The sequence below is a fragment of the Domibacillus indicus genome (assembly GCF_023715895.1).
GTDB classification, from domain to species: Bacteria; Bacillota; Bacilli; order Bacillales; family Domibacillaceae; genus Domibacillus; species Domibacillus indicus_A.
Genome location: NZ_JAMBOO010000031.1, coordinates 1 through 23,342, shown reverse-complemented (window position 1 = coordinate 23,342; position 23,342 = coordinate 1). Strand labels below are relative to the sequence as shown.

The 23,342-nt window shown below is 40.9% G+C and carries 22 protein-coding genes and 2 pseudogenes; 11 read left to right on the top strand and 13 right to left on the bottom strand.

Annotated elements, in window-relative coordinates:
• Positions 1 to 101 precede the first annotated feature (101 nt).
• The gene (mreB, locus tag M3221_RS22910; RefSeq protein ID WP_251274162.1) at positions 102 to 1,109 is read left to right on the top strand and encodes a rod shape-determining protein; all 1,008 of its coding nucleotides are present in this window, start codon (positions 102 to 104) and stop codon (positions 1,107 to 1,109) included.
• A 192-nt stretch (positions 1,110 to 1,301) separates the two neighbouring features.
• Here mreB and M3221_RS22905 read toward each other — a convergent pair.
• Positions 1,302 to 1,469 (bottom strand): annotated as a pseudogene (locus tag M3221_RS22905) (zinc ribbon domain-containing protein); the annotation flags it as partial.
• 58 nt (positions 1,470 to 1,527) lie between these two features.
• Between M3221_RS22905 and M3221_RS22900 the strand changes: the two are divergent.
• Positions 1,528 to 1,725 (top strand): DUF2512 family protein, encoded by a 198-nt coding sequence (locus tag M3221_RS22900; RefSeq protein ID WP_311316168.1) that lies wholly within the window; start codon positions 1,528 to 1,530, stop codon positions 1,723 to 1,725.
• Between the two features lie 323 nt (positions 1,726 to 2,048).
• On the opposite strand, the gene M3221_RS22895 is transcribed toward M3221_RS22900, so the two are convergent.
• Complete coding sequence (locus M3221_RS22895) at positions 2,049 to 3,482, bottom strand: carbon starvation CstA family protein (protein ID WP_251274158.1); 1,434 nt, start codon at positions 3,480 to 3,482, stop codon at positions 2,049 to 2,051.
• A 539-nt stretch (positions 3,483 to 4,021) separates the two neighbouring features.
• Here M3221_RS22895 and M3221_RS22890 point away from each other — a divergent pair.
• From M3221_RS22890 to M3221_RS22880, 3 genes are all read left to right on the top strand, one after another.
• On the top strand, positions 4,022 to 4,129 hold the full coding sequence (locus M3221_RS22890) for a hypothetical protein (RefSeq protein WP_251274156.1): 108 nt from the start codon (positions 4,022 to 4,024) through the stop codon (positions 4,127 to 4,129).
• Between the two features lie 301 nt (positions 4,130 to 4,430).
• Positions 4,431 to 4,700 carry a hypothetical protein gene (locus M3221_RS22885; protein WP_251274155.1) on the top strand — a complete coding sequence of 90 codons (270 nt, stop codon included), beginning with the start codon at positions 4,431 to 4,433 and terminating at the stop codon, positions 4,698 to 4,700.
• Positions 4,701 to 4,720: 20 nt separating this feature from the next.
• Positions 4,721 to 4,996, top strand: a complete 276-nt coding sequence (locus tag M3221_RS22880) for a hypothetical protein (RefSeq protein WP_251274153.1) — start codon at positions 4,721 to 4,723, stop codon at positions 4,994 to 4,996.
• 84 nt (positions 4,997 to 5,080) lie between these two features.
• Here the strand turns inward: M3221_RS22880 and M3221_RS22875 are convergent, their stop codons facing one another.
• Genes M3221_RS22875 through M3221_RS26640 form a run of 3 tightly spaced genes read right to left on the bottom strand, consistent with a single transcriptional unit; the run spans position 5,081 to position 9,585 of the window.
• On the bottom strand, positions 5,081 to 8,731 hold the full coding sequence (locus M3221_RS22875) for a multicopper oxidase domain-containing protein (RefSeq protein WP_251274151.1): 3,651 nt from the start codon (positions 8,729 to 8,731) through the stop codon (positions 5,081 to 5,083).
• A gap of 14 nt (positions 8,732 to 8,745) precedes the next feature.
• Positions 8,746 to 9,042: a hypothetical protein gene (locus M3221_RS22870; RefSeq protein ID WP_251274149.1), complete on the bottom strand. Its 297-nt coding sequence runs from the start codon at positions 9,040 to 9,042 to the stop codon at positions 8,746 to 8,748.
• A 27-nt stretch (positions 9,043 to 9,069) separates the two neighbouring features.
• The gene (locus tag M3221_RS26640) at positions 9,070 to 9,585 is read right to left on the bottom strand and encodes a hypothetical protein (RefSeq protein WP_311316166.1); all 516 of its coding nucleotides are present in this window, start codon (positions 9,583 to 9,585) and stop codon (positions 9,070 to 9,072) included.
• Positions 9,586 to 10,056: 471 nt separating this feature from the next.
• On the opposite strand from M3221_RS26640, the gene M3221_RS22860 reads away from it, so the two are divergent.
• Entirely contained in the window at positions 10,057 to 10,950 is an 894-nt protein-coding gene (locus M3221_RS22860) for a sensor histidine kinase (RefSeq protein WP_251274147.1), read from the top strand.
• Positions 10,951 to 11,495: 545 nt separating this feature from the next.
• Here the strand turns inward: M3221_RS22860 and M3221_RS22855 are convergent.
• Positions 11,496 to 11,858, bottom strand: coding sequence for a hypothetical protein (locus M3221_RS22855; RefSeq protein ID WP_251274145.1), 363 nt, complete (start codon positions 11,856 to 11,858; stop codon positions 11,496 to 11,498).
• A 1,788-nt stretch (positions 11,859 to 13,646) separates the two neighbouring features.
• On the opposite strand from M3221_RS22855, the gene M3221_RS22850 reads away from it, so the two are divergent.
• Entirely contained in the window at positions 13,647 to 14,192 is a 546-nt protein-coding gene (locus M3221_RS22850; protein ID WP_251272675.1) for a hypothetical protein, read from the top strand.
• 319 nt (positions 14,193 to 14,511) lie between these two features.
• On the opposite strand, the gene M3221_RS22845 is transcribed toward M3221_RS22850, so the two are convergent.
• From M3221_RS22845 to M3221_RS22825, 5 genes and pseudogenes are all read right to left on the bottom strand, one after another.
• Complete coding sequence (locus M3221_RS22845; protein WP_251274143.1) at positions 14,512 to 14,766, bottom strand: hypothetical protein; 255 nt, start codon at positions 14,764 to 14,766, stop codon at positions 14,512 to 14,514.
• Positions 14,767 to 15,574: 808 nt separating this feature from the next.
• Positions 15,575 to 15,913 (bottom strand): spore coat protein, encoded by a 339-nt coding sequence (locus M3221_RS22840; protein WP_251274141.1) that lies wholly within the window; start codon positions 15,911 to 15,913, stop codon positions 15,575 to 15,577.
• 23 nt (positions 15,914 to 15,936) lie between these two features.
• Positions 15,937 to 16,212: a ferritin-like domain-containing protein gene (locus M3221_RS22835; protein WP_251274139.1), complete on the bottom strand. Its 276-nt coding sequence runs from the start codon at positions 16,210 to 16,212 to the stop codon at positions 15,937 to 15,939.
• A 577-nt stretch (positions 16,213 to 16,789) separates the two neighbouring features.
• Positions 16,790 to 17,323: a hypothetical protein gene (locus tag M3221_RS22830; RefSeq protein WP_251274136.1), complete on the bottom strand. Its 534-nt coding sequence runs from the start codon at positions 17,321 to 17,323 to the stop codon at positions 16,790 to 16,792.
• Between the two features lie 953 nt (positions 17,324 to 18,276).
• Positions 18,277 to 18,447 (bottom strand): annotated as a pseudogene (locus M3221_RS22825) (LexA family protein); the annotation flags it as partial.
• Positions 18,448 to 18,826: 379 nt separating this feature from the next.
• Between M3221_RS22825 and M3221_RS22820 the strand changes: the two are divergent.
• Both M3221_RS22820 and M3221_RS22815 read left to right on the top strand, forming a co-directional pair.
• The gene (locus M3221_RS22820; RefSeq protein ID WP_251274133.1) at positions 18,827 to 19,189 is read left to right on the top strand and encodes a hypothetical protein; all 363 of its coding nucleotides are present in this window, start codon (positions 18,827 to 18,829) and stop codon (positions 19,187 to 19,189) included.
• Positions 19,190 to 19,206: 17 nt separating this feature from the next.
• Positions 19,207 to 19,644, top strand: coding sequence for a hypothetical protein (locus M3221_RS22815; RefSeq protein WP_251274131.1), 438 nt, complete (start codon positions 19,207 to 19,209; stop codon positions 19,642 to 19,644).
• A gap of 1,434 nt (positions 19,645 to 21,078) precedes the next feature.
• On the opposite strand, the gene M3221_RS22810 is transcribed toward M3221_RS22815, so the two are convergent.
• A complete protein-coding gene (locus M3221_RS22810; protein WP_251274129.1) occupies positions 21,079 to 21,441 on the bottom strand; it encodes a winged helix-turn-helix transcriptional regulator in 363 nt (120 codons plus the stop codon).
• Positions 21,442 to 21,701: 260 nt separating this feature from the next.
• Here M3221_RS22810 and M3221_RS22805 point away from each other — a divergent pair, with 260 nt between their 5' ends.
• Both M3221_RS22805 and M3221_RS22800 read left to right on the top strand, forming a co-directional pair.
• Positions 21,702 to 22,556: a VOC family protein gene (locus tag M3221_RS22805; RefSeq protein ID WP_251274127.1), complete on the top strand. Its 855-nt coding sequence runs from the start codon at positions 21,702 to 21,704 to the stop codon at positions 22,554 to 22,556.
• A gap of 79 nt (positions 22,557 to 22,635) precedes the next feature.
• Positions 22,636 to 23,010 carry a DoxX family protein gene (locus tag M3221_RS22800; protein ID WP_251274125.1) on the top strand — a complete coding sequence of 125 codons (375 nt, stop codon included), beginning with the start codon at positions 22,636 to 22,638 and terminating at the stop codon, positions 23,008 to 23,010.
• Positions 23,011 to 23,251: 241 nt separating this feature from the next.
• Here M3221_RS22800 and M3221_RS26920 read toward each other — a convergent pair whose 3' ends face one another.
• The gene (locus tag M3221_RS26920) at positions 23,252 to 23,332 is read right to left on the bottom strand and encodes an IS3 family transposase (RefSeq protein WP_396395329.1); all 81 of its coding nucleotides are present in this window, start codon (positions 23,330 to 23,332) and stop codon (positions 23,252 to 23,254) included.
• Between the last annotated feature and the right edge of the window lie 10 nt (positions 23,333 to 23,342).

Sequence of the window (23,342 nt, the reverse complement as noted above, 5' to 3'; positions counted from 1 at the left end):
ATAATGTTATTGTAGATTACTATTATTGTTACCCAATGGTTATCCTTAAAGCAACAGTTAACGGTCAGTAAGAAGAACTCAGTTCAGAGGGAGAAGGGAATATGTTTAAAATTAGAGCGAAGGATCTTGGGATTGACTTAGGAACAGCAAACACACTTGTTTATGTAAAGGGAAAAGGTATTGTGCTTCGAGAGCCTTCTGTTGTGGCGATTCAAACAGAATCTAATAAAATTACTAGCATTGGACACGCCGCCAAAGAGGTGCTCGGGCGTGCTCCTAAAGGTGTGGCGGTTGTTCACCCTCTAAAGGAGGGGGTTATTGCCGATTATGCCTCTACGACAGCTATGATAAAACATTTTCTAACGGAATCCAACAAAAAAAGCCTGATGGGCGGCAAGCCTTTTGTGATGATTTGTGTCCCTTCCAGCATTACGGCGGTTGAACAGCGCGCTGTTACTGATGCAGCTAGAGAAGCAGGAGCGAGGGATGCTTATGTAATAGAAGAGGCATTGGCAGCAGCCATCGGCGCAGGCTTACCAGTCTGGGAACCAATTGGAAGCATGGTGGTGGATATTGGCGGTGGTACAACGGAGGTGGCAGTTATTTCTTTAGGGGGAATTGTGACCAGCAACACAATACGAGTAGCCGGGGATGAGATGGACAAAGCAATTATTAACTATGCCCGGAAGCGGTACAATTTGATGATAGGAGAGCGCACAGCGGAAAGTATAAAGGTTGAAATTGGTTCTGCTGGATATTTAAAAGATGAAATAAAAAAAGCCGTGCGGGGACGAGACATGGTTACTGGGCTCCCAAAGACGATTGAAATCTCGGGTTCTGAAATCTCTGATGTATTAAGTGACTCTGTGAATGCTATAGTAGATATAGTGAGGCTGACATTAGAAGAAACGCCGCCAGAACTAGCAGCTGACATTATGGACAGAGGTATAACGTTAACGGGAGGCGGAGCCTTGTTAAACAATTTAGATAATGAATTGAACAAAAAAACAGGTATTCCGGTTTTTATTGCTCAGGACCCGCTTGATTGTGTAGCGTTAGGAATAGGAAAAGCTTTAGATCAAATTCAGTTGTTTAAATCCAACGTTTAATAACTAATCCCAGGTCACATATATACTGTCAAAAAATAATAGGTGCCAAAAATTTATATTGTGCTTATACCGGTGCAGAATTGAACTACCGCCCACTTACCTGACGGTTGAAGTGGGGGATTCCTGGGCAAGAGGATCTTCGACCCCCAGTAATCAGGCTAACCCCGTATTCCAACGGTTTTATGACCAAGTTTAAATAGACTGAAGTGAAAGAAGCCGAAGGGCTTCTTTTTCAATATTCAGGCTCGCATTCAGGTCCCGGTCGTGACGTACGCCGCAGGAAGGACACTCCCACACCCGTACAGCGAGATTTTTTACATCCTTATGCTGGTAGCCACACCCAGAACAGAGCTGGCTTGTATTCCGCAAAGCAGGCGACGATCGTGAGCGTAATGCGGATCACTCTAAGAGAAATGGTATTGCGACTTTATTAGATGCAGTATTAACTTTCTTTGTCGTCTGGCTTATGAGTAAATCACTATTTATTAATGATGGAGATGTTCTAGCCGCTTCTTTTATCTCGGCAATTGCTATTGCAGTTGGTGAATGGTTGTTCCATAAATATCTCGATAGACATGTATTTGATGAAAAACATGCTCACTCTCGTATCGAGTAATATGTAAAGTAGGAGATTCTTATGGCAGCACGCATTATCATAAGAGATGCTATCCTTTTATTTTACAATCTAATGAATAAAAAACTAAATAAAACAACAAAGTAGCCCGTTCGAGAACCTTCGACGGGCTTTTTCTCTGGTCTTGAGGATTAGATTAGAAAACCAGCTGCCGAACCAATATCGGCAGCTTGCTGTTTAAAAGGTGTTCAGATCCCTATCTCAAAAATGGAGGTCAGTTCCAATTAGCTGCCGGCCCATTCATTAAAGGAAGTTTATAAAAAATAACAAAAAAGCATTCTGCAGATGCAGAATGCTTTCCCATTTTATGAAGCTGAAACGTGTAAATCGGGCTCCATTCGTTTATATCGCAAAATCTGTCTTACATATAAAGCAATCACAATTGCAGTAAGCGTAAAACCAATAGCCATTGAAACTCCATATGCCAAACCAAACCCTTCTGGCGCATAAAAAATATACGTGCAGACAACCCCGGTCATAAATACAGCGGGCACTCCGGCAATCCAGTGGTTTTTCCCTTCTTTCAGCAAATATGAAACCGCCGTCCAAAGCATCACGGCTGCCACAACTTGATTGCTCCAACCGACATACCGCCATAAGAACGAATAGTCAATGGTTGATAAGTAAAAAGTAGGCACGCTAACCACAATCGTCATAATCAGTACCATTCCTTTCCGGTCCATATTGACAAAACCAGAAAGCCAGTCAGATAAAATCATACGGGATGAACGAAGTGCCGTGTCGCCTGTTGTAATAGGCAGAATAATAACACCGAGAATCGCCAGAATGCCGCCAAATGTGCCAAGCAGTGAAACAGAAATTTCATTTACAACCCCGGCAGGGCCACCCGCAGCTAATGCTTCTTGAAGACCCGCTGTACCGCCAAAGAATGTCATGCCGGCCGCCGCCCAAATTAGGGCAATCACACCTTCTCCAATCATTGCTCCGTAAAACACTTTGCGCCCTTCCGACTCCTTTTTCAATGTCCGTGAAACAATTGGACTTTGGGTAGAATGGAATCCAGAAATTGCACCGCATGAGATGGTTACCATAATCAGCGGCCAAATAGGCAGCTCAGCCGGATGAAGGTTTGCAAGAGTCAGCTCAGGAATTGGTTTGCCGCCAAAAAGAAGCGCTACACCAATAGCTACAGCCATGACAACTAAAATAACACCAAAAATCGGATAAATCTTTCCGATAATTTGATTAACAGGCAGAACAGCAGCCAATAAAAAGTACGTAAAAACAAGAATAAGAGCGGTCATAAAACTAAGCGGCGTTAATTGGGTTAGCAGCTGTGCCGGTCCTGCTGTAAAAGCAGCGGCTACTAAAATCATTAAAATGAGAGAGATGACGTTGACTGCTGATTTTACAGCATTGCCCAAATATTTTGCTACTAAAGCTGGAAATTGAGCACCACCATGGCGTAGTGACAGCATACCTGAAAAGTAATCATGCACGGCCCCTGCAAAAATACAACCGGCTACGATCCAGATAAAAGCGACCGGGCCATATAATGCGCCTGATACTGCACCGAAAATGGGTCCGAGTCCGGCGATATTTAACAGCTGAATAAACCAGCCTTTCCACCATGGCATGGGAACGTAATCAAGACCGTCCGTTTTTTCATAAGCTGGCGTTTGCTGTGCATCATTAATCACAAACACACGCTCAACGAATTTTGCATAAAAAAGATACCCGCATAAAAGAAGAATAATAGATGATAAAAATGTAATCACTTGTGCAACCTCCTGATGTAAACAATAACTATTTCATTATTCTATATTCTGAAAAATTAAAATACAACCTTTTTTAGAAATAATCTGTTTATTCGTCTTGCTTTTTTTATTTAAGAAACTATTTTTGCATTTTATTTTGCGATAATAATCATAAAACTTGCTTCAGCCGTTTACTGAAGCAAGTTTTATGATCATCAGGTTACCGCAGGCAAATGCTCTTGGGTGTACTTATTCACAAGTATTATCGTGGATATAATGAACCTCGTCGCTAATTTTAATTTCGGGTAGCTGGGTGTTGACCTGTGTGTATAGGTCTCTTCCATGTAGCTGAACGTATCATTGGTTCCCGGTACAATAAAGTACCAGTTCCCTAGACCTTTGCGTATAAGCAGACCTTCTACAAGTTTTCTACATAAGTACATTTTCAAAAGAGTACAATATAGAAGAATTATTAATCCCCACGGAATGGCTGAAAAGAGTCTGTAGAACTTGATATCCGTGCAAAATATGGCATCAGTGTCATTGCCATCGTAAGCGGCATGGACATCACCGTATCCCCATCTCCAGATCAGATTATTCATAAAGGAGACTTACTAGTAGTAAATAGGGACAGAGAAAGTCTAACCGAATTTTCAAGTATAGAATAACCATTATCCAGACAGAGTGGCTTACTATTTGTAGCCACTCTTTTTTTTATGAAAGACTAATAGGTACGTTCCTATTTGAATTTTATTTGAAAAGGGCCAACGCTTATTCGGATTAATGGAGTAAGCATAAAATGACAGCAAGCTTATAAATTCAGATAGGCATGATAAGAGATTGTTTAATGTTGAGACACTTAGCAAAATAACCTCAAAATTTTTATCCTGTCAAACTGATATAAGCTCGATAAATCTAATCTTAGAATGAAAGTAGGAGAGATAGTGAGCACACAGCATTTCCATTGTGATGAGTGCAGAAAGCATCATCAACAACACAGTTTTTGTGGATGCAAAGGCGGCTTTAAGAATCATGATTTTGGCCTGCATGATCATCACTTTTTTAACCACCAACATCATTCATGCGGTTGTAAAGGCTTTAAGAACCGTGATTTCGACCTGCATGATCATCGTTTTTTCCACCACCAACATCATTCATGCGGCTGTACAGGTTTTAAGGACAATGATTTTCGGCATCATCATCAATGTCTATGCGATGACCGTTTCCGCTTTCGCTTAAGCGGATTAAGAAGCAGCATGGTGTTTCGTTTCCGGCAGCTGATCGGTGAGCGTGTTAAGATCGCCTTTGAAGAAGAAAAGGTTATTCAAGGAAAAATTATCTTTGTAGGAAACGATTTTATTGAGGTTGTTGCGAATGTGAAAAAAGAGAAGCATAAGCATGAATTCAAGAAAAGAGAGAAGCGTAAGCATGAATTCAAGAAAAGAGAGAAGCATAAGCATGAATTTAAGAAAAAAGTGTTCCTTGTCCAATTTGATCAAATTAAATGGGTAGAACGGCTTGACATATTTTGCTGACAAGCTCTATAAAAAAAGCGGTATTCCTTATGGAACACCGCTTTTCCCTGTGAAAACGAAATAAACCGTTTAATCTTATCAATGTTAATGAGATAAAGGCGGCAAATGGGGCTGTACTTTGCTGTGAACCCGCATAATCCCCCACATTCCCTGTTCGATATCCCAGCGAATGTTGCCGGACCGGTACATATAATCCCCAGGATAGTTATACGTTCCTCCAGCACCACCAATTAAAAGCAGGTCTTCTGTGACACCGGCAACCATATGACCGGTGTATGAATCAATACGGGATTCAATATCTCTCGGGTCAAATTTCCAATTATGGCCGTGAAGGTGGAAGGTATGCGCTCTCTGGCGTTCAGACGGTGTCGTAAGCCGAATAACGACAGGATCACCTGGATATGCTTCGAAAACAGGTGTGGCCGGATCACCGTGAACCTTTGAGCTAAATAAGTCACCTAAAACTGGATGTTTTCTAAAACGGTTAATTAACCGCTCTGTCCGATAGTTGAAGCCGCGTGACCCGAAATCATAGGTGTCTACTTCATCGTCTTCAGGATCAGGTTCTGGAATGACGCCGTCCAGTGGATCGATAATCACTTTGCCGTGCTTATCTTCTAAACGAACACCGTCATGCATAACCAAAACAAATTCTCTGTATTCACTGCCAAACGGGTTCCTGAGCACCACATTTGTGCCTGTTCGGACAGGTTCCAGCGTATAAGGGTCGTGGTATGTTGTAAACCGCGGCTCCGCAATAAAAGCACCGAACGTTCCAAAGGAGCGGTGATTCCGTAAGTCGGCCATATCCCACATGGCACAGGTACCCATGGCATCCTGCACATGCCAGCGGTACGTGATTGTTTCGCCAGGTCCCACTGTCTGATCGGGATTAAAGCCGATGGTGCCGCCGCTTGAAGTCGTCACGTCATAATCCAGCATATTGACATACAGGGAAATCCGCAGAGATGGCGGATAAAAAGCCTGCTCTTTTACCGGCGGGTAAGGATGAATGCCATCCTGAAACGGGAATAAATCAAACCTCAGCCGGCTGGTCAAAGTAACTTCGACCAGATCACCAGAATTTCCTCTCAATACCAGCGGCTCTGGATTTTTTTTGCCGCATAGAATGTCCTCTACATCTTCTTCTAAAGCAAATACGATGCCAAATGGGTCATGGTCTCCAAATGCGTTGTATAAAATCGGTGTTTGAAATGCGACAACATTGTATCGGCGAATCGGCGCATTGTGCGCTACCTCAGGTGGCAGGGTCGCCTGCGGATCAGCGGGAGCCGGAGGCTTTCCGGTTACTTCAGGCAGCGGCCTTGTTCTTGGTTCAGGTAAAGACCGGCCATACAAAGGGATCAAGTGCTCCACTTCCTGGTCATATGCACGAATCAATCCCCACGTGCCGTTCCACACATCTTCTTCCGTTTCAAAAGCCCATAAATAATCTCCGGCTCTTGGAATATCCATTTCAAACGTAAAAGACTCTGAAATGCCGATATGCTGCTGTGAACGGATCTGGGAATCGTTGCTGGGCCGTTCTGATCTCCATCTTAAGCCGTGCAGGTTAAAGCTGTGCGATTCCTCATGGGCACCCTGCAGCAGCCGAATACGGATGGAATCTCCTTCATAAGCCTGAAAAACAGGGGTAACAGGGTCTCCATTGACATAAGAGCTGAACGAGTAAGCCGGGTCACAGTCTTTTCCAAGCCGGAACTGCAGCGGTTCATTTTTATAATTAACCGCAAAAATACCAGGATCGTCCTGTGAGCCGGGGAACTGGGGCGGCTGAATCGGACAGCCGTTCTTGTCAAACAAGAAAACGAAATCTTGGACAAACAGGGCAAAGTCACGGTAATCAGGGATAATCGGATTGTGAACCGTAATTTCGGTGCCCTTATCCGTTTCTTCGCCTGTTTTAGAATCCAAAAATTGAGAGAAGCGCGGCTGCACAACAATGGTTCCAAAAACGCCATGCTGCTGGTGGGAAACAGGAAACAAGTGATCGTGAACAAAAAAGGCTTTTACTTCCGTTTCGGCAAAGTATTCATACCGAATGGTTTCGTTAGGCAGAACGGAGCTGTCATAATTCCAACCTACGTTAGCGCCGTCTGCTACGAGAACATCGAATTTCACAAAGTGAATATGAAAAGCCGTCTCATAGGTCCGGGTCACCAGCTGAAATGCGTCGCCATCCAAAATGTGAGGGAGCCGATTGGTAAAATTAACTCGAATACATGTGTTGGCTGCTACATGCAGTACAAGCGGCTCCGGTTCTTTTTTTCCGGACAGCACATCATCAAGATCTTCATCCCGCACATAGATTCTTCCTTTTGGGTCATACCAGCCTTGTTTGTTATACACAATCGGTATCTCAATTACTGAGATATTGAACTCCTCGACGACCGAATTATTCATGCATGGATCTGCAAAAACAGCTCCAGGCCTTGCATTTGGTATAGCGGCATTTTTCTCAAGCTCTGTCATGTCCCGGCCGCCGACAATGCCAAGAGGAGGCCGGGGTGCCTTGCAGCCGACTTTTCCGGGAATGAAGTTCGGGAATCCTGGCCTTTCTTTTGTCGGACGCGGCGGGCAAGGGCGATCCGGCAACGGCTGCAGCGGCGCGATCGGTGTGCCGTTTGGATAACACTGGGTTCCGTCCTGCAATGTGTCGAAAATCCGGTTTAGTCCCCACATCCCGGCTTCAAAATGTGGATATAGGTGGCAGTGAATGATTACATCTCCGATTGCACCGTGCAGACTTCCAAGTCCGTATAAAGGCTGAACGCTGTAGTGAGACTGCGGGCTGATCGCCTGTGCATCCACAAATTCAGACTGAACATTACTCGGGTCTCTCAGCCACTGGTGCGCATGGTAGTGGAAAACGTGTGTTTCTTTGGCAGCTGCATGAATAAGGCGGATGGTGGCCGGGTCATCTCGATACCCGCGTAGAATCGGCGTTGCAGGATCGCCGAACATCCAGGAGTCATGATGAACCTCTTCGCCCTCAACCTCGGGAGATACGACACCTTCTTCCACCAGCCTCAGGCGGTTATGAAGAGGCTCATACCGGTAATTAACGCCGTGAAACGATTCAGCTTCCTGATTGGTCATCGGGTTCAGCGGCCGGTTGCCGGTTAAGTCATCCACTTCCATTTCATCATGAAAAAACCATGCATATTCACGGAAGGAGGGCAGAAAAGGGTTGTGAATATCCGCGAACACGCCGCTGTTAATCGGACCGCCTGTTACGGGATCGGTCCACCAGGAACCTCTTTTTTCAACGAGCAGCGTACCAAAAAGGCCCTGGATACTGGAGCCTTCTTCGGTGCTCGATACATTGCCGACATCGGTGAAAAAACAAATTCCTTCATACGTGGCATCCAGCCTGTACAGAAGCTGTTCGCCGCACTCGGCCAGTGAGCTTGGATTAAAACCGACATTCGCTCCGTCTGACGTTAGCACGTTATAATCGAGATCTTGAAAATGCATGCCCGCGGCAAAAGGAAGCTGATTTTCAAAAAGAATTTCGACAGTATCCCCTTCGTTCGCTCTGATCGTCAGCGGCTGTACAAGTTCTACCGGTGTAAAGGGATTTTTGCGAATCAGCTCTTTTACCTTTGCTTCATTTTCCTTCAACACATACATCTGTCCATCAGGGTTATGGTCGCCAAAATTGTTTACCACCATCCGGATGGGAATCGCGACTACATGATAACGTCGTATCATCGTTTTCCTCCTCGTTACAGCATGTCATTTAACTCTGGAATGCGCGGATCGCCGGGAAACTCAATATAAAACACTTCAATATTGTGAACATGAATGAGCCAGTTTCGGTTTTCCAGCTGGGCAAAATGGGTTGTTTCAACTGCAAGCTCTACTTGGTCTCCTATTATGGAAACAATTTCACCGATAAACATAAAAGGATAAGAGGGAGTCAGTATAAAAGCCCTCTGGCCAATGGCTGCCCTGAAGTGCTCCACTAGCGCACCATCATGCATAACGTTGTGGTCATTTAAACCAAAAAATCTAGGTGTCATTTTTTTACACTTCCTTTCTTCCTGACGTTAAATAAGCGGGAACCGCTCACTGCAATCAAAACAAGGCGTCAGCTGGGCGATTTTTTCAAAAGGAATAGACAGTGGCAACGGAAACTGGAAAAATGGCGCATTCAATATTTTGATGGTGACTGGATCAATCGTCAGATGGCCTCTCTCTACTTCAACAATAGGTCCGCAAAAAATAGGCCTGAATGTCTGGCCGAGCAAATTTAATTGAGACGCTTCGGTAATAATTAATACACTTTGGCCTATCAAAGTGGTCAATTCTTCAAAAAACTCGTCATCCTCATCATCATCTTCCTCTTCCTCTTCTTTTTCCTCGTTTTCATGATCCGCATCGTCTTTTTCCTCATTCTTTTTTTCGTCGGTTTCTTCACTTTCTGCATGTTCCTTTTCTTCCACGTTTTCCTCTAGTACCTCGGGCTCTTCATCCGTATTTTTGTTCTTCAGCATTGCTGTTTCATTTTCCTCGGCAGCTAGGTTTTCATCGTGTTTTTCTTTTTCTTCCCGTTTGCTGCGCATGCTATCTCTCCTTTACCAAAAGAACTCACCGGCAAGACGTGTGAAAGGATAAAGCAGTGACTGCTAAAATTTTCATTGTTCCAGGTGTTTAAAGGTATTCGGAAAAGAACAGTCAGTTAAAAAAAGGTCTGAGAAATCTCTTGGCGAGTCATTGTATAAAGACTAAAGAAGCGTATGCAGTGAGCAGATGTAATATTCTGTATTCGCAGTTCGGTTTCCTCATTATTCGAGCGAAATTAAACAACCAGCCGCCGGCTGCGTACCGGAATCTGGCTGGTTAAAAGGTATTTTAGCCCTGTCTCAAAAATGGGGGTCAGTCCCAGAAAATGTGAGGTATATTTAAAAGTTGTTGTACACAAAAAGATCAATTTGTCTAGTCTGAAAGTCTCTGCTGTGCTATTCTGATATAAACAATACTCAGATGTTGTTTAAGCTTGACTAAAAAAGCCATTTGGAAAAGGAGTGCTGTTTATGTCACTGGAAAATCTGTCAAAAAAAGAGCTGATTGCCATCATTAAAAGCTATGCTCGACTTGTTGAACACCTGGATCTGGAACAAAACAGCCAAGGGTCTGCTGATTTTGATGATCAACCCGGTTACAAAGGGTATCAGCCATTGTTCCCTGCTGCACCAGAAGAGAAAATTTTCCATCTATTGAGAGAAAGCGCTCCTTCAGATATAGTCCGAAAATTAGTTGAGATAGAGAAATTAGAAATGGTCAGCCATCTTGCTGCAAGTATCTCTCATGAAGTGAGGAACCCATTAACCGTAAGTAGGGGGTTTATACAGCTTTCCTTAGAAGATAGATTAAATTCACAAGTACGGAATCATTATATCAATACTGCAATTGAAGAATTAGACCGTGCTACAGAAATCATTAATGACTATTTAACCTTTGCGAAGAAAGAGACTAATGAGAAGGGAAAAACAACTGTTTCTAAAGAAATTCAGCGCGTGATCAATATCCTTGCTCCTTTAGCGAATATGAATAATGTTGAAATCAGCTTATCTTTAACAAAGAATGATCATTATCTTGTATGCAGTGAAGGAAGAAAGCTCGAACAATTGTTAGTTAACATTATAAAAAATAGTATTGAAGCAATGCCGAACGGCGGAAAAATACAAATAGATCTTACTGATTCTCCGTCTGACGTGCAGATCAACATCCAAGATGAAGGAATCGGCATGACACAAGCACAAATTAACCGTCTTGGTGAGCCATACTTTACTACAAAGGCACAGGGTACAGGGCTTGGTATGATGGTTTCATTTAGGATTTTAAAAGAGATGAATGGGAAAATCAGTGTGTTAAGTGAGGTAGGGGAAGGAACAAACTGGAAAATAAGTCTCCCTATACGTACATAAGTAAAAGTAAGTTAACTAATAATAAGGATTGAATTGTAAAAGTTTAACTTTTTAGGGTTCATTTCAAAACCTAGGTGACCCTTATCGTACTTGGAATCATAAATCGTAGTCAAAAGCGAGAGGCTGTTAACGTTATCATAGTTTATTATATGTATGCACTCGCACACTATACATATTTTTACACTATACACTAAATTAAAATATATATTTTGTCAAAAAATCTATTAACATAGTTTGTAGTCGACGGAGAGCTTTTCTGTAGAAAAATTAAGTTAAATATGTAGCGGTTCAAGCAATATGGTTCCTTCCATATAGCTTTTGAAATAGGTTTTCCGTTTAACTAAAACAGGAACCAGGCAATTACAATTATAGAAATAAAAGAACTGACTTAGACAAGTCAGCTCCGGTTTTGATTGAATTCTTGAAAATGATTGATATTATTCCCACTTTGGCCTTGTTTTCTTTTATACACTTCCTCAAGGAGCTCCGCCGTAATATTCTGCATACTCTTGCCTGTCTGTTCACCTTTCTTTCGCAGCCAATACTTACAGCAATTCCTCCTCCGATTCAATACTAAGCGCCTCATATTCCAGAACATATCGCACACGCCCCTGTTTAGCTGAGCGTTTAATAAAGTCAGCTAATTCAACCGAAACACCATTTATCCGGGCATCTTTCATATGAATGACCCATCGGTCTTTTAACCGCTCCATGTACATATTGGCCACCGGCACCTGCTGATAAAGCAGATCCATTACTTGATAGGTCAGGGAATAGACGGCCGGCAGATTCAGCACCGCATATCCGGGCTTTGTACTGCGTTTACCCATTTCAATGGAGTAGTCAGGTGTTAACCTGTGTGTATAGATCCCTTCCATATAGCTGAATGTTTCATCGGTTCCCGGCACAATAAAGTACCAGTCCTATAAACCTTTGCGCATAAGTCTTGCCTCAGGAATGGAAGGAGAAGAAAAGCGCTAGTATGAGGCTTCCTTGTCTTTTTTATTGTAGTACTACCGCTGCGAAAGCCTGTCTTACCAAATCTTCTTTTCGTGCAGCTCACTGAATTCTTTCAGACTACGTTAATGGAAATTAAGTTTTTTAAAATATTCTATTGTTCTTTTTAACGTTAATTCTTCAGATTTTTCTAACTTGCTTGGTGCTTACCTAAAAAAGGTTAGGACAGAGAAAATTGAGTAAAACAACAAGTATAGCCAGCTTGGCTGGTCTTCATACGACTTTCTGTGGTTTTCTGAAATAGTCCTAATTAATTCAGGTATAATCAAGGTCTTTTTCTTCTTATTATTTTAATTAATGGTTATGTTTTACCGACGCTTTAAACCGCTAATATTGTCAACCCTTGGCGTGGCTGATCCGCTTGTGAGCAAGATGTACGGCGTTTATAAGGCAAACAAGAATGTCTTGGTTAAGCAAGGGGGCATCCGATAAACGGAGACGTTGAAAGTATCGTTATAACCAATTTATACACGGCTGTTATATGTACGAAAACGGAGCGTGTCCGTAACTTGGCCGCTTCTACAATGGTAAGTTAATAAGAAGCTGTATCGATTTGTCTACAAAGACAGTCACCGTGTGCTTGAGGAATTATAGTTGACAGCATAAAGAAGCCACGGAAGCAAATCCGTGGTAAATGGTATGGAGTTATGCAACTTTTCAGGGCTGATGAGGTGTCCCTTAGCTACATAGTTTATTTGTTACCCGTTTTGTCAGTAAATCAAACCGTGTATAAAAAAAGCTGCGGAAAGATCCGCAGCAAAAAGCAACCAGTATGTAGCAAACAAAAAAGTCGTCAGGAGGTTGTGTGGTTACCACATTATTTCCCTACCCGTTGCCATGAGAAGGTAAACTACAAAATGAAAAAATCTATACCGACATATAAACATCGAAACTAGACGGATTTCAATTAACAGTGGTATCAAACGGAGGACAAAACGTAAGAAAGAAAGTAGCAATCAGTCTTCACGGGTACCGCTGCTAAATGAACGACATTACTTTACGCAAATCATTCAAAATTGCGAAACTCGTCGGTGTGACCCGTATTTTATCTGTTGTTTCAACAACTTGCTCACCGTTTTTCTGAAAAACGATTACCTGCTGATTTCGTCTCATCTTAAAGAGTTTTTTCAGTATTAAAAACTTTCTTTTTTGAGGAGCAGATTTTGTGATCTGCAGCAGATTCGCCTGTTCTTTGTATTCAGTAAACAAGCGTGTTTTCTGTAGGTGCTGTCCCAGCAGGGGAGCTGAATCTTTCTTTTGTTTCGTCTGTTTTGCTTTCAGTTCGCGGTTCCTGTTTTCTTTTTTCGAGCAATACGGAAAGGTATTGATCAAACCTCATATGGGTTTTCATTATGTTCCCGCCTATGCCAAACTACAGAAAATGTATATGTACACGCAGAATGATTATTCTTATAAAAAACATCGAGGACCGCAGGTTGTTTTTGTACTTTGCTGAGCAATTAATTTAAAAAACTAGCAAAATTGGTTAGATGCATTATACGTCGCTATATGCATGTTCATATGATATAGAACCAAGAAAAAAACTTGGAATAAATAGGGAGGGGGGTAACGAATACATGGGCAGTTGGAAATGTTATCATTGCAAGTCTAAGAATGACGATAAGGTGAAAAATTGCAAACGTTGCAATGCCTATTATTATAAAAAGGAGGAAAAGGATATGGAGTGTAAAAAGCAAAAACACAAAAAAGTATATACGACGGGGCCTATTTCGAATGCGGCAGCAGGGGCTCAGGTCGCCCAAGAACTATGGGTATCTGCCACAAACTTTGACAAAGATTCTGTACAGGTGAAAGTAGAAGTATTGAACTGGGGCGACCCGGCTATTTCTGCTGGACTTATGACTACACCTGTTGGTATGGCGGTTCCAATGAAAGCGATGGCTGTACCGGTCATGCCGGCAGAAAAAACGAAAATTCCATGCCATCAGACGCAGCACTTTTTTGCAGACTTACTAAATGGCGGTCCTATGGCAACACCGGTTCTTTCATTTGAAATTCGCATCACAGTCATCAGTAAGGATCCTGATGCAAAAGTTGTTTTTAATGCTGTTTCTTACAGCGCAGAAGCAGAAGCAGCAGAGCCGGTAGAAGAAATTGACGTGCTAGGACTGGAAGAAGAAGAGGAAGAAGAGCCGGCAGCAGGCGCAGCAGTAACAGCCGCTTTATTCTCATTCAAAGATTTTGTTTTGCTGGAAAAGAAGTAAAACAGCATTATTGATGTTTTGTAAGACCCCTGAGCTAGAAGGGGTCTTATTTGTGTGAGCAAGAGATATCTGCTTAAGAATACCATAGCTATAACAAGCAAAAATTGCAAAGAAAGTTGTTTTTATTAAATTATTCAGCCTGTGAAAGTGAGGTGCAAGAAGGAAGGAAGTTACTCTGCTGTGTCTTTTGACTATAGACATACTATTATACAGTATTCTATTTGTGTATGTATTTCGCCGGAAAAAATGGGTCGGCATTCAACTTGGAATGAATATCAGCCAGGTGGTGGGCGGAGTAGCCAGTAATAATTAACACACTTTAGTATATCAGATTGATCAACTCCTCAAAAAATTCGTCGTCTTCATCATTTATTTCTCTAATCTCTTCCTCGTCTTTTTCCTCATCCTCTGTTCTGACATCTTCTTCATTTTCTGCATGTTCCCTTTCTTCCATGTTTTCCTTTAATATCTCCGGCTCTTCCTTGGTATTTTTGTTCTTCAGTACTGCTATTTCACTTTCCTCGGCAAGTGGATTTTCGTCTTGTTTTTCTTTTTCATCTCGTTTGTTGCGCATGCTATCTCTCTTTTGCTAAAAGAACTCCCCGACAAGACGTGTGAAGGGTGAGGCAGTGGCTGTTATACTTTCATGATTCCAGGTGTTTAAGCGTATGGGGAAAATAACAGAATAAGTAGTTTATATCTTGCGCTAAATTCAAATACATACTCAATTAAAAGAGAGCTCAATATGGTTTGCATTCAACGGGGAGCCTTTCTGTAGAAAACTTAAGTTAAATATGTAGCGGTTCAAGCCACGTGGTTCCTTCCACATAGCTTTTGAAATAGATTCTCTGCTTAACTAAAGCAGGAACCAGGCAATTACAATCACAGAATACAAAATAAAAGAACCGACTTAGATAAGTCAGTTCCGATTTTGGTTGAACTCTTGAAAGTAATTGATATTATCTCTGCTTTGGTCTTCTTCGCGTTTATATATTTCTCAAGGATTTCTGCCGCAATATCCTGCATAATCTTGCCGGTCTGTTCTCCTTTTCCCGCAGCCAGTCCTTAATATCCATGGACAGTGAAACTGACAGCAATTCTTCCTCTGATTCAGTGCTGAGTGCTTCGTATTCCGGAACATACCGCACACGTCCTTGTTTAGCCGAGCATCTTTCATATAAATCACCCATCGGTCCTTTAAGCGTTCCATATATAGATTGGCCACTGGAACCTGCTGATAAAGCAGCTTCACTACTTATAGGTAAGGGAATAAATGGTCGGCAGATTTAAGCACAGCATATCTAGGCATTGTGCTGGCTACGCTTGCCCATTTTAGCGAAAAAATCAACAGCCCAGTTGGTTTTCACAATGGGCTGTTGATTTTAATAAGGAAATTGCGAAGAGTAATTGTTAAATTGCTTATAAGCTTTATCAATTTTTTGTTGTTCCTCGGCCTCAAGCTTGTACCAGCCGTTTTGAAACATCAAATTATAAAGCTCACGGCAGCTCTGATGTGTTTCTGTAAGAATTTTAAGCATGTCTGAATACAATTGTTCGTGGCTTGCTTCGCGTACAGCAATGTTTAAGCTGTCCGTTAAATATTTACATGTACTGAGACCATCATTAATAAAATCCCGGTCGTTCATATCAGGCCCTTTTACTTTTGGTAATTGTCCTGTCTGGGGATTGGCAATTTGATTCTGGTTTTGCTGGTTTGACACTTATTCCACCTCCGTTTGGTTCGTTACGACTGCTGCCCCTGCTGCTGGTTGGGCAGGCTGGTTAATGTAGCATTGTTATCCACTTGTAGATGGGGAAGTAACTTCTGAAAGTGGTCTTGGTGCATTTTTCCTGCTTTTTCGAGTGCTTGTTTGATTTCTAAATTGCTCACCTGTTGGGCAAAGAAATGAAATTTTTTGAATGCTAGAAGTTCCCATGATAGTGCATCCTTTAAATAGAGTACGTCTTTTGTTGAGAGAGCCCTGGGCGGATATGGAATGGGTGCTTGATTATTCTGCATTAGAAAGCTCCTTTCATCTTGTCGAGTATTACAGGTATAAAATGAACAAATAGGAGGCTTATTATGCGAAAAAACGGATGCTCACTTTTAAATACTCTTATTAAAGGAATTAACTTTAATGCATCCTTTTTTCTAAAAAGATTAAGTATAGTTTTCATGCAGAAAGGTCGTCATTCTGTAAAAGGTAGATGATTCAGCATAGGTTTCTTATCTATGGAAGACAGCTGAAAGATTGACTGTTGCCTTATAGCCCTTTACGTATTTTTTTGTATTATGTGCTAAATTCAAATAAAAATTTAAAAATAATAAATGTGTTCAAGATAGACTTTCATTAAGGTTAAACGACGTGCATTAGATTTCAAGGAGCACGCTTATAATAGATGTATCAATATGGTTTCCAATCAATGAGGATATGGAGAATAGCCCTTCCGTAGAAAACTTAAGTTAAATATACAGCGGTTTAAGCTGTGTGGAAGGGTCCACTTAGCTTTTGAAATAGGTTCTCCACTTATAACTAAAGCAGGAATCAAGCAATTACAATCACAGAATACAAAATAAAAGAACCGACTTAGATAAGTCAGTTCTGATTTTGATTGAATTCTTGAAAATGATTGATGTTATCTCCGCTTTGGCCTTGCTCGCGTTTATACACTTCTTCAAGGATCTCCGCTGCAATATCCTGCATACTCTTGCCTGTCTGTTCTCCCTTTTTGCGAAGCCAATCTTTAATATCAATTGACAGGGAAACCGATAGCAATTCCTCCTCTGATTCAATACTAAGCGCCTCATACTCTGGAACATACCGCATACGCCCTTGTTTAGCCGAACGCTTAATGAAGTCAGCTAACTCAACCGAAACACCATTTAACCGGGCATCTTTCATATGAATGATCCATCGGTCTTTTAGCCGTTCCATATACAGATTGGCCACTGGAACCTGCTGACAAAGCAGATCCATGACTTGATAGGTGAGGGAATAGACGGTCGGCAGATTTAACACCGCGTATCCAGGCTTTGTGCTGCGCTTGTCCATTTCAATGGAATAGTCAGGCGTTAACCTGTGTGTATAGATGCCTTCCATATAGCTGAATGAACCATGCGTACCCGGCATGATAAAGTACCAGCCCCTAAACCTTTTCGCATAAGTCTTGCTTCTAGATTGGAAGGGGAAGAAAAGCGCTGATACACGGCTTCCCTGGCTTTTTTATAGAAGAAACTCGACAAATTTGGTTTAACAAGCTACGAATTCATAGAACCCTATGCTATGTGAGTCCAATTGAATACAAAGGATCATCCCTTAAGAAAGTTGGGTGATTTGGTGTTGACAATCCAATCCTATTCTATGAAGATTTAATAAAGGTTATGGAATGGGCCAGAAAATAGTGGTGTTTAGTAATACAGTGGCTCAAAAGCCCCTCGTGTAGCTAGAGAACAATAATGACTTAGAAAAAAATAGCAGAGTAAAAAGCACAGCGTATAGCTGTGCTTTTTTATGATTGATAACCGACAATGATATGAAGCCTGGCTATGGGCTGCAAAAATCAGCTCTTACTAATTTATCAAACGTGATTAAACTATACGTAAAACACGTTTGAAAGGTAAAACAAAAACATATGTACATAATTTCTAGATCTAATATTGGGTTAGCGGACCTAATTATATTCGTTAAATTGAGGTTTAATACAAAGGTATTCTCCTTTGTAACCATCATAATTATCGGTCTTTGCAGATAAAATGGTTGTGACGGTTAATAAAGTTTTTATAATCTATTACTTCTTCAGTCATTCAGAAATTTTTTTACTGCTGCATCTATTTACATCATTATATCAGTCAGCCAATTAAACGAGTAAATGCAGCAACCATGATCAGAAAGCACTCCAGGTTCCAGGAAAATACCATTAGTGACAGCAGAATATTCCCCTAATATGGAAGAAAAGAAAGAGAGAGCAATAACAGTCATCATACTGTTCTTGCTCCTTTTGCATATTAAGCAATTAATTTCATTGGAATTATGGCGTTTTTTTTCACCACATTCAATGTCCTCGGCTTTCCCTGTTCCTAGGTTACGTATCCGGATGCCTTTAAACGATCAAGATGGCCCTTTACTGTGGAAGAAGACTTTAGCTCAACCGCGTCACCTATTTCACGAATAGACGGGGGATAGTTTTTGGCGCTTACATAGTCATCTATAAACTGCAGCATTTTTTCCTGGCATGCAGACAGTTGTTTAAGCATAAGCCTTTCTCCTTTGCGATGCTTTTCCTGCTTCTATATGAATCTGAAAAATGTTGGTCTCTAGTAGTGTTACAAGCTAAATACAGAGTCATACTATCCACTTCACTTTCTTGTTATTTTTTATTAAATAACATAGAGTTCTTTTTATATTATAATTGACTAATGAGTTATAAATCCATTTATATAAAATATTTACAATAAAAGTGAAGCTTCGACTATGACAGTGAGGAAATTCCATATTGATATGCATACAGACTTATCACTTCAAGGCTCATACACATTATGCTTATTTTGGTGTAAAAATACACATTTTTTATTGTTTTCTTTTCTGGAAAAGCTATAATTTAATTAAAACTACAGAAAATGGGAGCAATTTAAAATGAAATTATTATGGATGCTATTGTCTATAATTCCTGTGTCATTCTTTTTTGTGTATACCGAGTATGCTACTCGTACTAACCAAGCAGGTTTCTTTATTGCCTTGCTTATTGCACTTATGTTTGTTGGCATCTTAGGCTTTCTATCAAAAGAATTTAGATTTTTATCTGTTATTTTATTGAGTCTTGTTTCAAGCATCCTTTCTATGATTCTGTCCAGTAAATTTATTCCGAATGACGGGTATTATTTTGTTATCGTAGGCAGAGACGGATATATTCTGTTTGTTTCACTTATGTTTTTATTGGGTGTAGCAGTGGTTAGATTCATATTTCATGCTCGAATGCATGGAAAAACAACAGAATAGAAAGGGAATAATCAAGAATGTACAAAAAAATGATCGCTTTTACCATTACAGCGAGCCTGTTAGTTGGCTGCCAAAATTCAGAACAAAACGCACAGCAAGATTCATCAAATTCAGCTCTATGGGAGACATTAACGGAACTGGATCAGGCAGACTCGATCGAAATTGTAGATGGCAGAAACGGGAAAAGGATTTCTGTAACAGATGAGAAAGAGATAGAGGAAGTAAAGCGATTTATAGAGGGAATAGAGATAAAGAAAAAAGATTTCGAGGAAGTCATGGGTACCAGTCATCACATTAATATAAAGAATAAGGGAGAAGTAACAGATGCACTCTTTTTCCTGGGTAAACGTTTAAGCATTAATGGCGAGAAATATGAAATCCAAAATGAATTTGACCCAGCCTTTTTAGACAAGCTTCTGGAAACCCATGAACATATCGAACATATACCTGAGTGATTTTAAAAAGAAGTATAGATGAAATGGCTGTTAGACATCTGTCTGTTTGAAAGCTCTTCTTTTCACATATCCACTCAAAGTTGTTTCTTTCAGACATTTAGTTCATAGCTGATTTTTGTATAATTTTCAAATATCGATTTTCATTATTTATTCAACAAATGGAGAGTTTTTTGAACATACTGTTAAAAGCTCTAAATCTAAGCTGTTCAAAAAATAACGCTATTATACAAAGCAAAATTTAATTAAACAATGAATACAGAAGTAAAAAAAGTGGGCTTACTAATTCCTGTCCGATAAATAATTCTGGCGTCTAGTGCTGGGAAGATCGGCTGTATTGGGACAGGTGGAAGAGGTAGTTACCATTATCCCTGCAAACATTAAAATCGACGTACCGCACGATTAGAAAACGGCTACATTTCCTACACTCAGCAAATATCTCAGCTACGTTGCTATCAATAATGTAGAGACGAAATCGCCGGTAGGCTTTGCATAGGTTTGTCAAAAGATTACACATAGGTTGATGAAACGTTTAATTGAAAACGGAACGCCGGTCACCGGGCCACAAATATGCGTGTGGACGTCTGTGGAAAGTGTTGAAATGCGGGAAAACCGGCACATTTGCGTTTTCGTAAGTAGGCTCGTTGGACATTTGTCTGTAATAGCACACAAAAAAAGGCCGCGGAAAGATCCGCAGCCAACAAGACGAACTATGTATAGTTCAGGAGAATGGTGTGGCGGGTGTGGTTGCCACATGATAACGTTTACCCACTTGAGCGCTAATGTAAACCGGATTATATAAAAAAGGCCGCGGTAACCGCCGCAGCAAAGGGTTGAAACTCGCAGAAGGTAGCGTGGGGCTACTCTGAATATCAATCTACCCGTTTCGACGCGAAGATAAACCTATATACGCCAAAAAAGGCCGCGGTCGCGACCCCGCGGCGGGAAAAGATGAGTTAATGATGCAACGACTGTTGAGGTATCCAAGGTGTTGTGCATCGTCGCATGGTATTTTTTTACCCGCTGTTACTGGAAGATAAACCCTAACGGACCCTGTCGGTGCATCAGTGAGCAAGCGTGGCGGACATGTGCCGCAAATGAGCCTGTTTTCAGACAGTGCGAATATGTACATTTTTACGCGAAATTCATTTGAACGACAAATACTTTACTGTCAGATTGGTTAATAGTAGACCAATACTATTGACTAACAATTTACGATAGATGTTCCAGTCCCATATAAGATAAACAATCCATCCAAATTGGTGAACAAGCAATAGACAAACCACATAATAGAGGTGCCTTTTTCAATCGTTTGATCCGAAAAGGCATTTTTTACGTAGGTTCTGTTAAAGAACAATGCTGATTTTCTTATTGAACTAAAGGTGCAGTTTAGTTTAATAACAATAAATAAAAAAGAGCTGATTTTTTCAGCTCTTTTTACTTTCCTGTTGTTTCTTCACTTTCCCCGTAAAGTTCATCTAAGTGCTCTAAATGTGTTAATCCCCATTCATGCATTGACAATAGTAGTGGCTTTAACCCTTCTCCGTATTCAGTTATTGAATATTCAACTTTTGGTGGAATTTGTGCATAAACCTTACGATTAACTATATCGTGGTATTCCAATTCTCTTAACTGAGTTGTCAGCATCTTTTTAGTTACATCGGGAATCAATTTTTGCAATTCGCTAAAACGCAAAGTTCCTTTATTCGCTAGATGAAAAAGAATGACAGGCTTCCATTTACCAACAAGAATTTCGAGAGCTGTTTCAACAGTTCTTTTACTGTGACATTCGCTAGCCATATAAATTCCTCCTTAGGTATCTTTTTGTATACTATGCCACATTAAAGTGCCTACTTCCAGTTATTCTTTCTAGGGATTATTATAACCGTAGAAGTTAAATTAAAACAAGGTGCATCGTATCACTAATCCCCTCAATTCTAGAGTTTTTGTCTAACACTTATTTTTTGCAGCGAAATAAATTTATCAAAAGTACAGGAGGTAAAAGAATGCTTGGGTTTTTGCAACGAAATAAATTCCTTAAAAATATAGGAGGTAAAAGAATGAATTCTTATCATAGCAAACCTAATACATTTGCAAGCCACGTTCATTTAAAAGTTGAAAATTTGAGCCGGTCTCTTGCGTTTTACCGGGATTTGATGGGATTCCAAATCACGGATCAGTCGGAAACAAAAGCAACAGTGACGGCAGACGGCATCACGCCTTTGCTTACCATCGAACAGCTTGAAGATGCTGTTCCGAAGCAGGCACGCACAACAGGCTTGTACCATTATGCATTGCTTCTTCCAACCCGTAAAGATCTAGGGAAACTGACCGTGCATCTTTTTGAAGCTAAGTATCCTTTGCAAGGAGCTTCCTATCACGGGACCCACGATGCGCTTTATTTTCAAGATCCGGACGGAAATGGGATCGAAGTGGCCGCAGATACTGATCCATTGACATGGAGAGACCAGACAGGAGAATTTGATTTTTCGAAAAATGGTCCGATGGACCTTGAAAGCGTCGTGGCAGAAGCGGGCGGAGAAAGCTGGACGGGTATACCAGAAGGGACCGTCATCGGACATTTGCATCTGCATGTAGCAGATTTAGAGAAAACAAAAGAGTTTTACCAGGCCGGGTTAGGGTTTGAAGTTACAATCGAGTTTCCGGAAGGCATCTTTTTTTCAACAGGAGGATACCATCATCATATCGGGACAAACATCTGGCATGGAAAAAACGCGCCGAAACCTGCATTGAACAGTGCCGGAATGCTTTTTTATACACTTATACTGCCGAACGAGGAAACAAGAAAATCAGCGGCAGCAAAACTGGAATCGCTGGGCTATTCGGTGTCGGAAAAGAACGGGGAATTCTTTACAGAAGACCCGGCCGGGAATCGGATTCAACTGGCTGTTTGATGTGATGCGCTGCATCAAGCCGGGTGCTGACAGGTACCTGGCCAGAAATAAAGTACTGAAAACAAGGAGGAATTTTTCAATGAAATGGACAGTTCGAATTTTACAAGGGGTACTGGCTGCTGGATTTTTATTATTCGGGTTTATGAAAGTGAGTGCAAACCCCATGCAGGTGGAGGCATTTAACAACGTCTATGGATATGGAACAGGTTTCATGTATGTGGTGGGAGCTATTGAAATCATATCAGCGATCGGCTTGCTTATTGGGTATAAGAAGAAAAATTTAGTTTCTATTTTCAGCGGTTTATTAATAGTGGTGATGGCGGGTGCAGTGTTCACACACCTTATGGCTGGCCAAGGTTTCAGTGTTGCCATGATGCCGTTAATTCTTCTTATTTTAGCCGTCATTGTGTTTTTCGGTCAGAGAAAAATAATGAATACAACAAAAACAGTATAAAAGAAGGGTTGAACTGTAATCCGAATATCAAACACACTAAAACTAAGGTGTTGTTTGATATTCTTTTTTTGTTTCTACTGAAATAAGACCAGTATCCTGAAGGTTCTCTACGATAAAAAGTTTGTGAAATAATGTACTTAAAGTAACGGGGGCGTTAATTGAAAAAGTGAAACATGAAGTTCGTTCCAAATGCAACATAAAGGAATGATCTGCCCCCCGTCAAGTAGACACTCATAAAGAGCTACATAGCCTTCACACGATATTCAACAGGGGAAAGGTTATGTAGTTTCTTTTGACACCTTGAGGTGTTATAGAATTCGATGTATTTATGT

Excerpts from the sequence above, each read along its gene's own strand:
- mreB (WP_251274162.1), top strand. The coding sequence starts at position 102 with ATGTTTAAAATTAGAGCGAAGGATCTTGGGATTGACTTAGGAACAGCA.
- M3221_RS22890 (WP_251274156.1), top strand. The coding sequence starts at position 4,022 with ATGGACATCACCGTATCCCCATCTCCAGATCAGATTATTCATAAAGGA.
- M3221_RS22885 (WP_251274155.1), top strand. The coding sequence starts at position 4,431 with ATGAGTGCAGAAAGCATCATCAACAACACAGTTTTTGTGGATGCAAAG.
- M3221_RS22875 (WP_251274151.1), bottom strand. The coding sequence starts at position 8,731 with ATGATACGACGTTATCATGTAGTCGCGATTCCCATCCGGATGGTGGTA.
- M3221_RS22870 (WP_251274149.1), bottom strand. The coding sequence starts at position 9,042 with ATGACACCTAGATTTTTTGGTTTAAATGACCACAACGTTATGCATGAT.
- M3221_RS26640 (WP_311316166.1), bottom strand. The coding sequence starts at position 9,585 with ATGCGCAGCAAACGGGAAGAAAAAGAAAAACACGATGAAAACCTAGCT.
- M3221_RS22860 (WP_251274147.1), top strand. The coding sequence starts at position 10,057 with ATGTCACTGGAAAATCTGTCAAAAAAAGAGCTGATTGCCATCATTAAA.
- M3221_RS22850 (WP_251272675.1), top strand. The coding sequence starts at position 13,647 with ATGGAGTGTAAAAAGCAAAAACACAAAAAAGTATATACGACGGGGCCT.
- M3221_RS22845 (WP_251274143.1), bottom strand. The coding sequence starts at position 14,766 with ATGCGCAACAAACGAGATGAAAAAGAAAAACAAGACGAAAATCCACTT.
- M3221_RS22835 (WP_251274139.1), bottom strand. The coding sequence starts at position 16,212 with ATGCAGAATAATCAAGCACCCATTCCATATCCGCCCAGGGCTCTCTCA.
- M3221_RS22830 (WP_251274136.1), bottom strand. The coding sequence starts at position 17,323 with ATGCCGGGTACGCATGGTTCATTCAGCTATATGGAAGGCATCTATACA.
- M3221_RS22820 (WP_251274133.1), top strand. The coding sequence starts at position 18,827 with ATGAAATTATTATGGATGCTATTGTCTATAATTCCTGTGTCATTCTTT.
- M3221_RS22815 (WP_251274131.1), top strand. The coding sequence starts at position 19,207 with ATGTACAAAAAAATGATCGCTTTTACCATTACAGCGAGCCTGTTAGTT.
- M3221_RS22810 (WP_251274129.1), bottom strand. The coding sequence starts at position 21,441 with ATGGCTAGCGAATGTCACAGTAAAAGAACTGTTGAAACAGCTCTCGAA.
- M3221_RS22805 (WP_251274127.1), top strand. The coding sequence starts at position 21,702 with ATGAATTCTTATCATAGCAAACCTAATACATTTGCAAGCCACGTTCAT.
- M3221_RS22800 (WP_251274125.1), top strand. The coding sequence starts at position 22,636 with ATGAAATGGACAGTTCGAATTTTACAAGGGGTACTGGCTGCTGGATTT.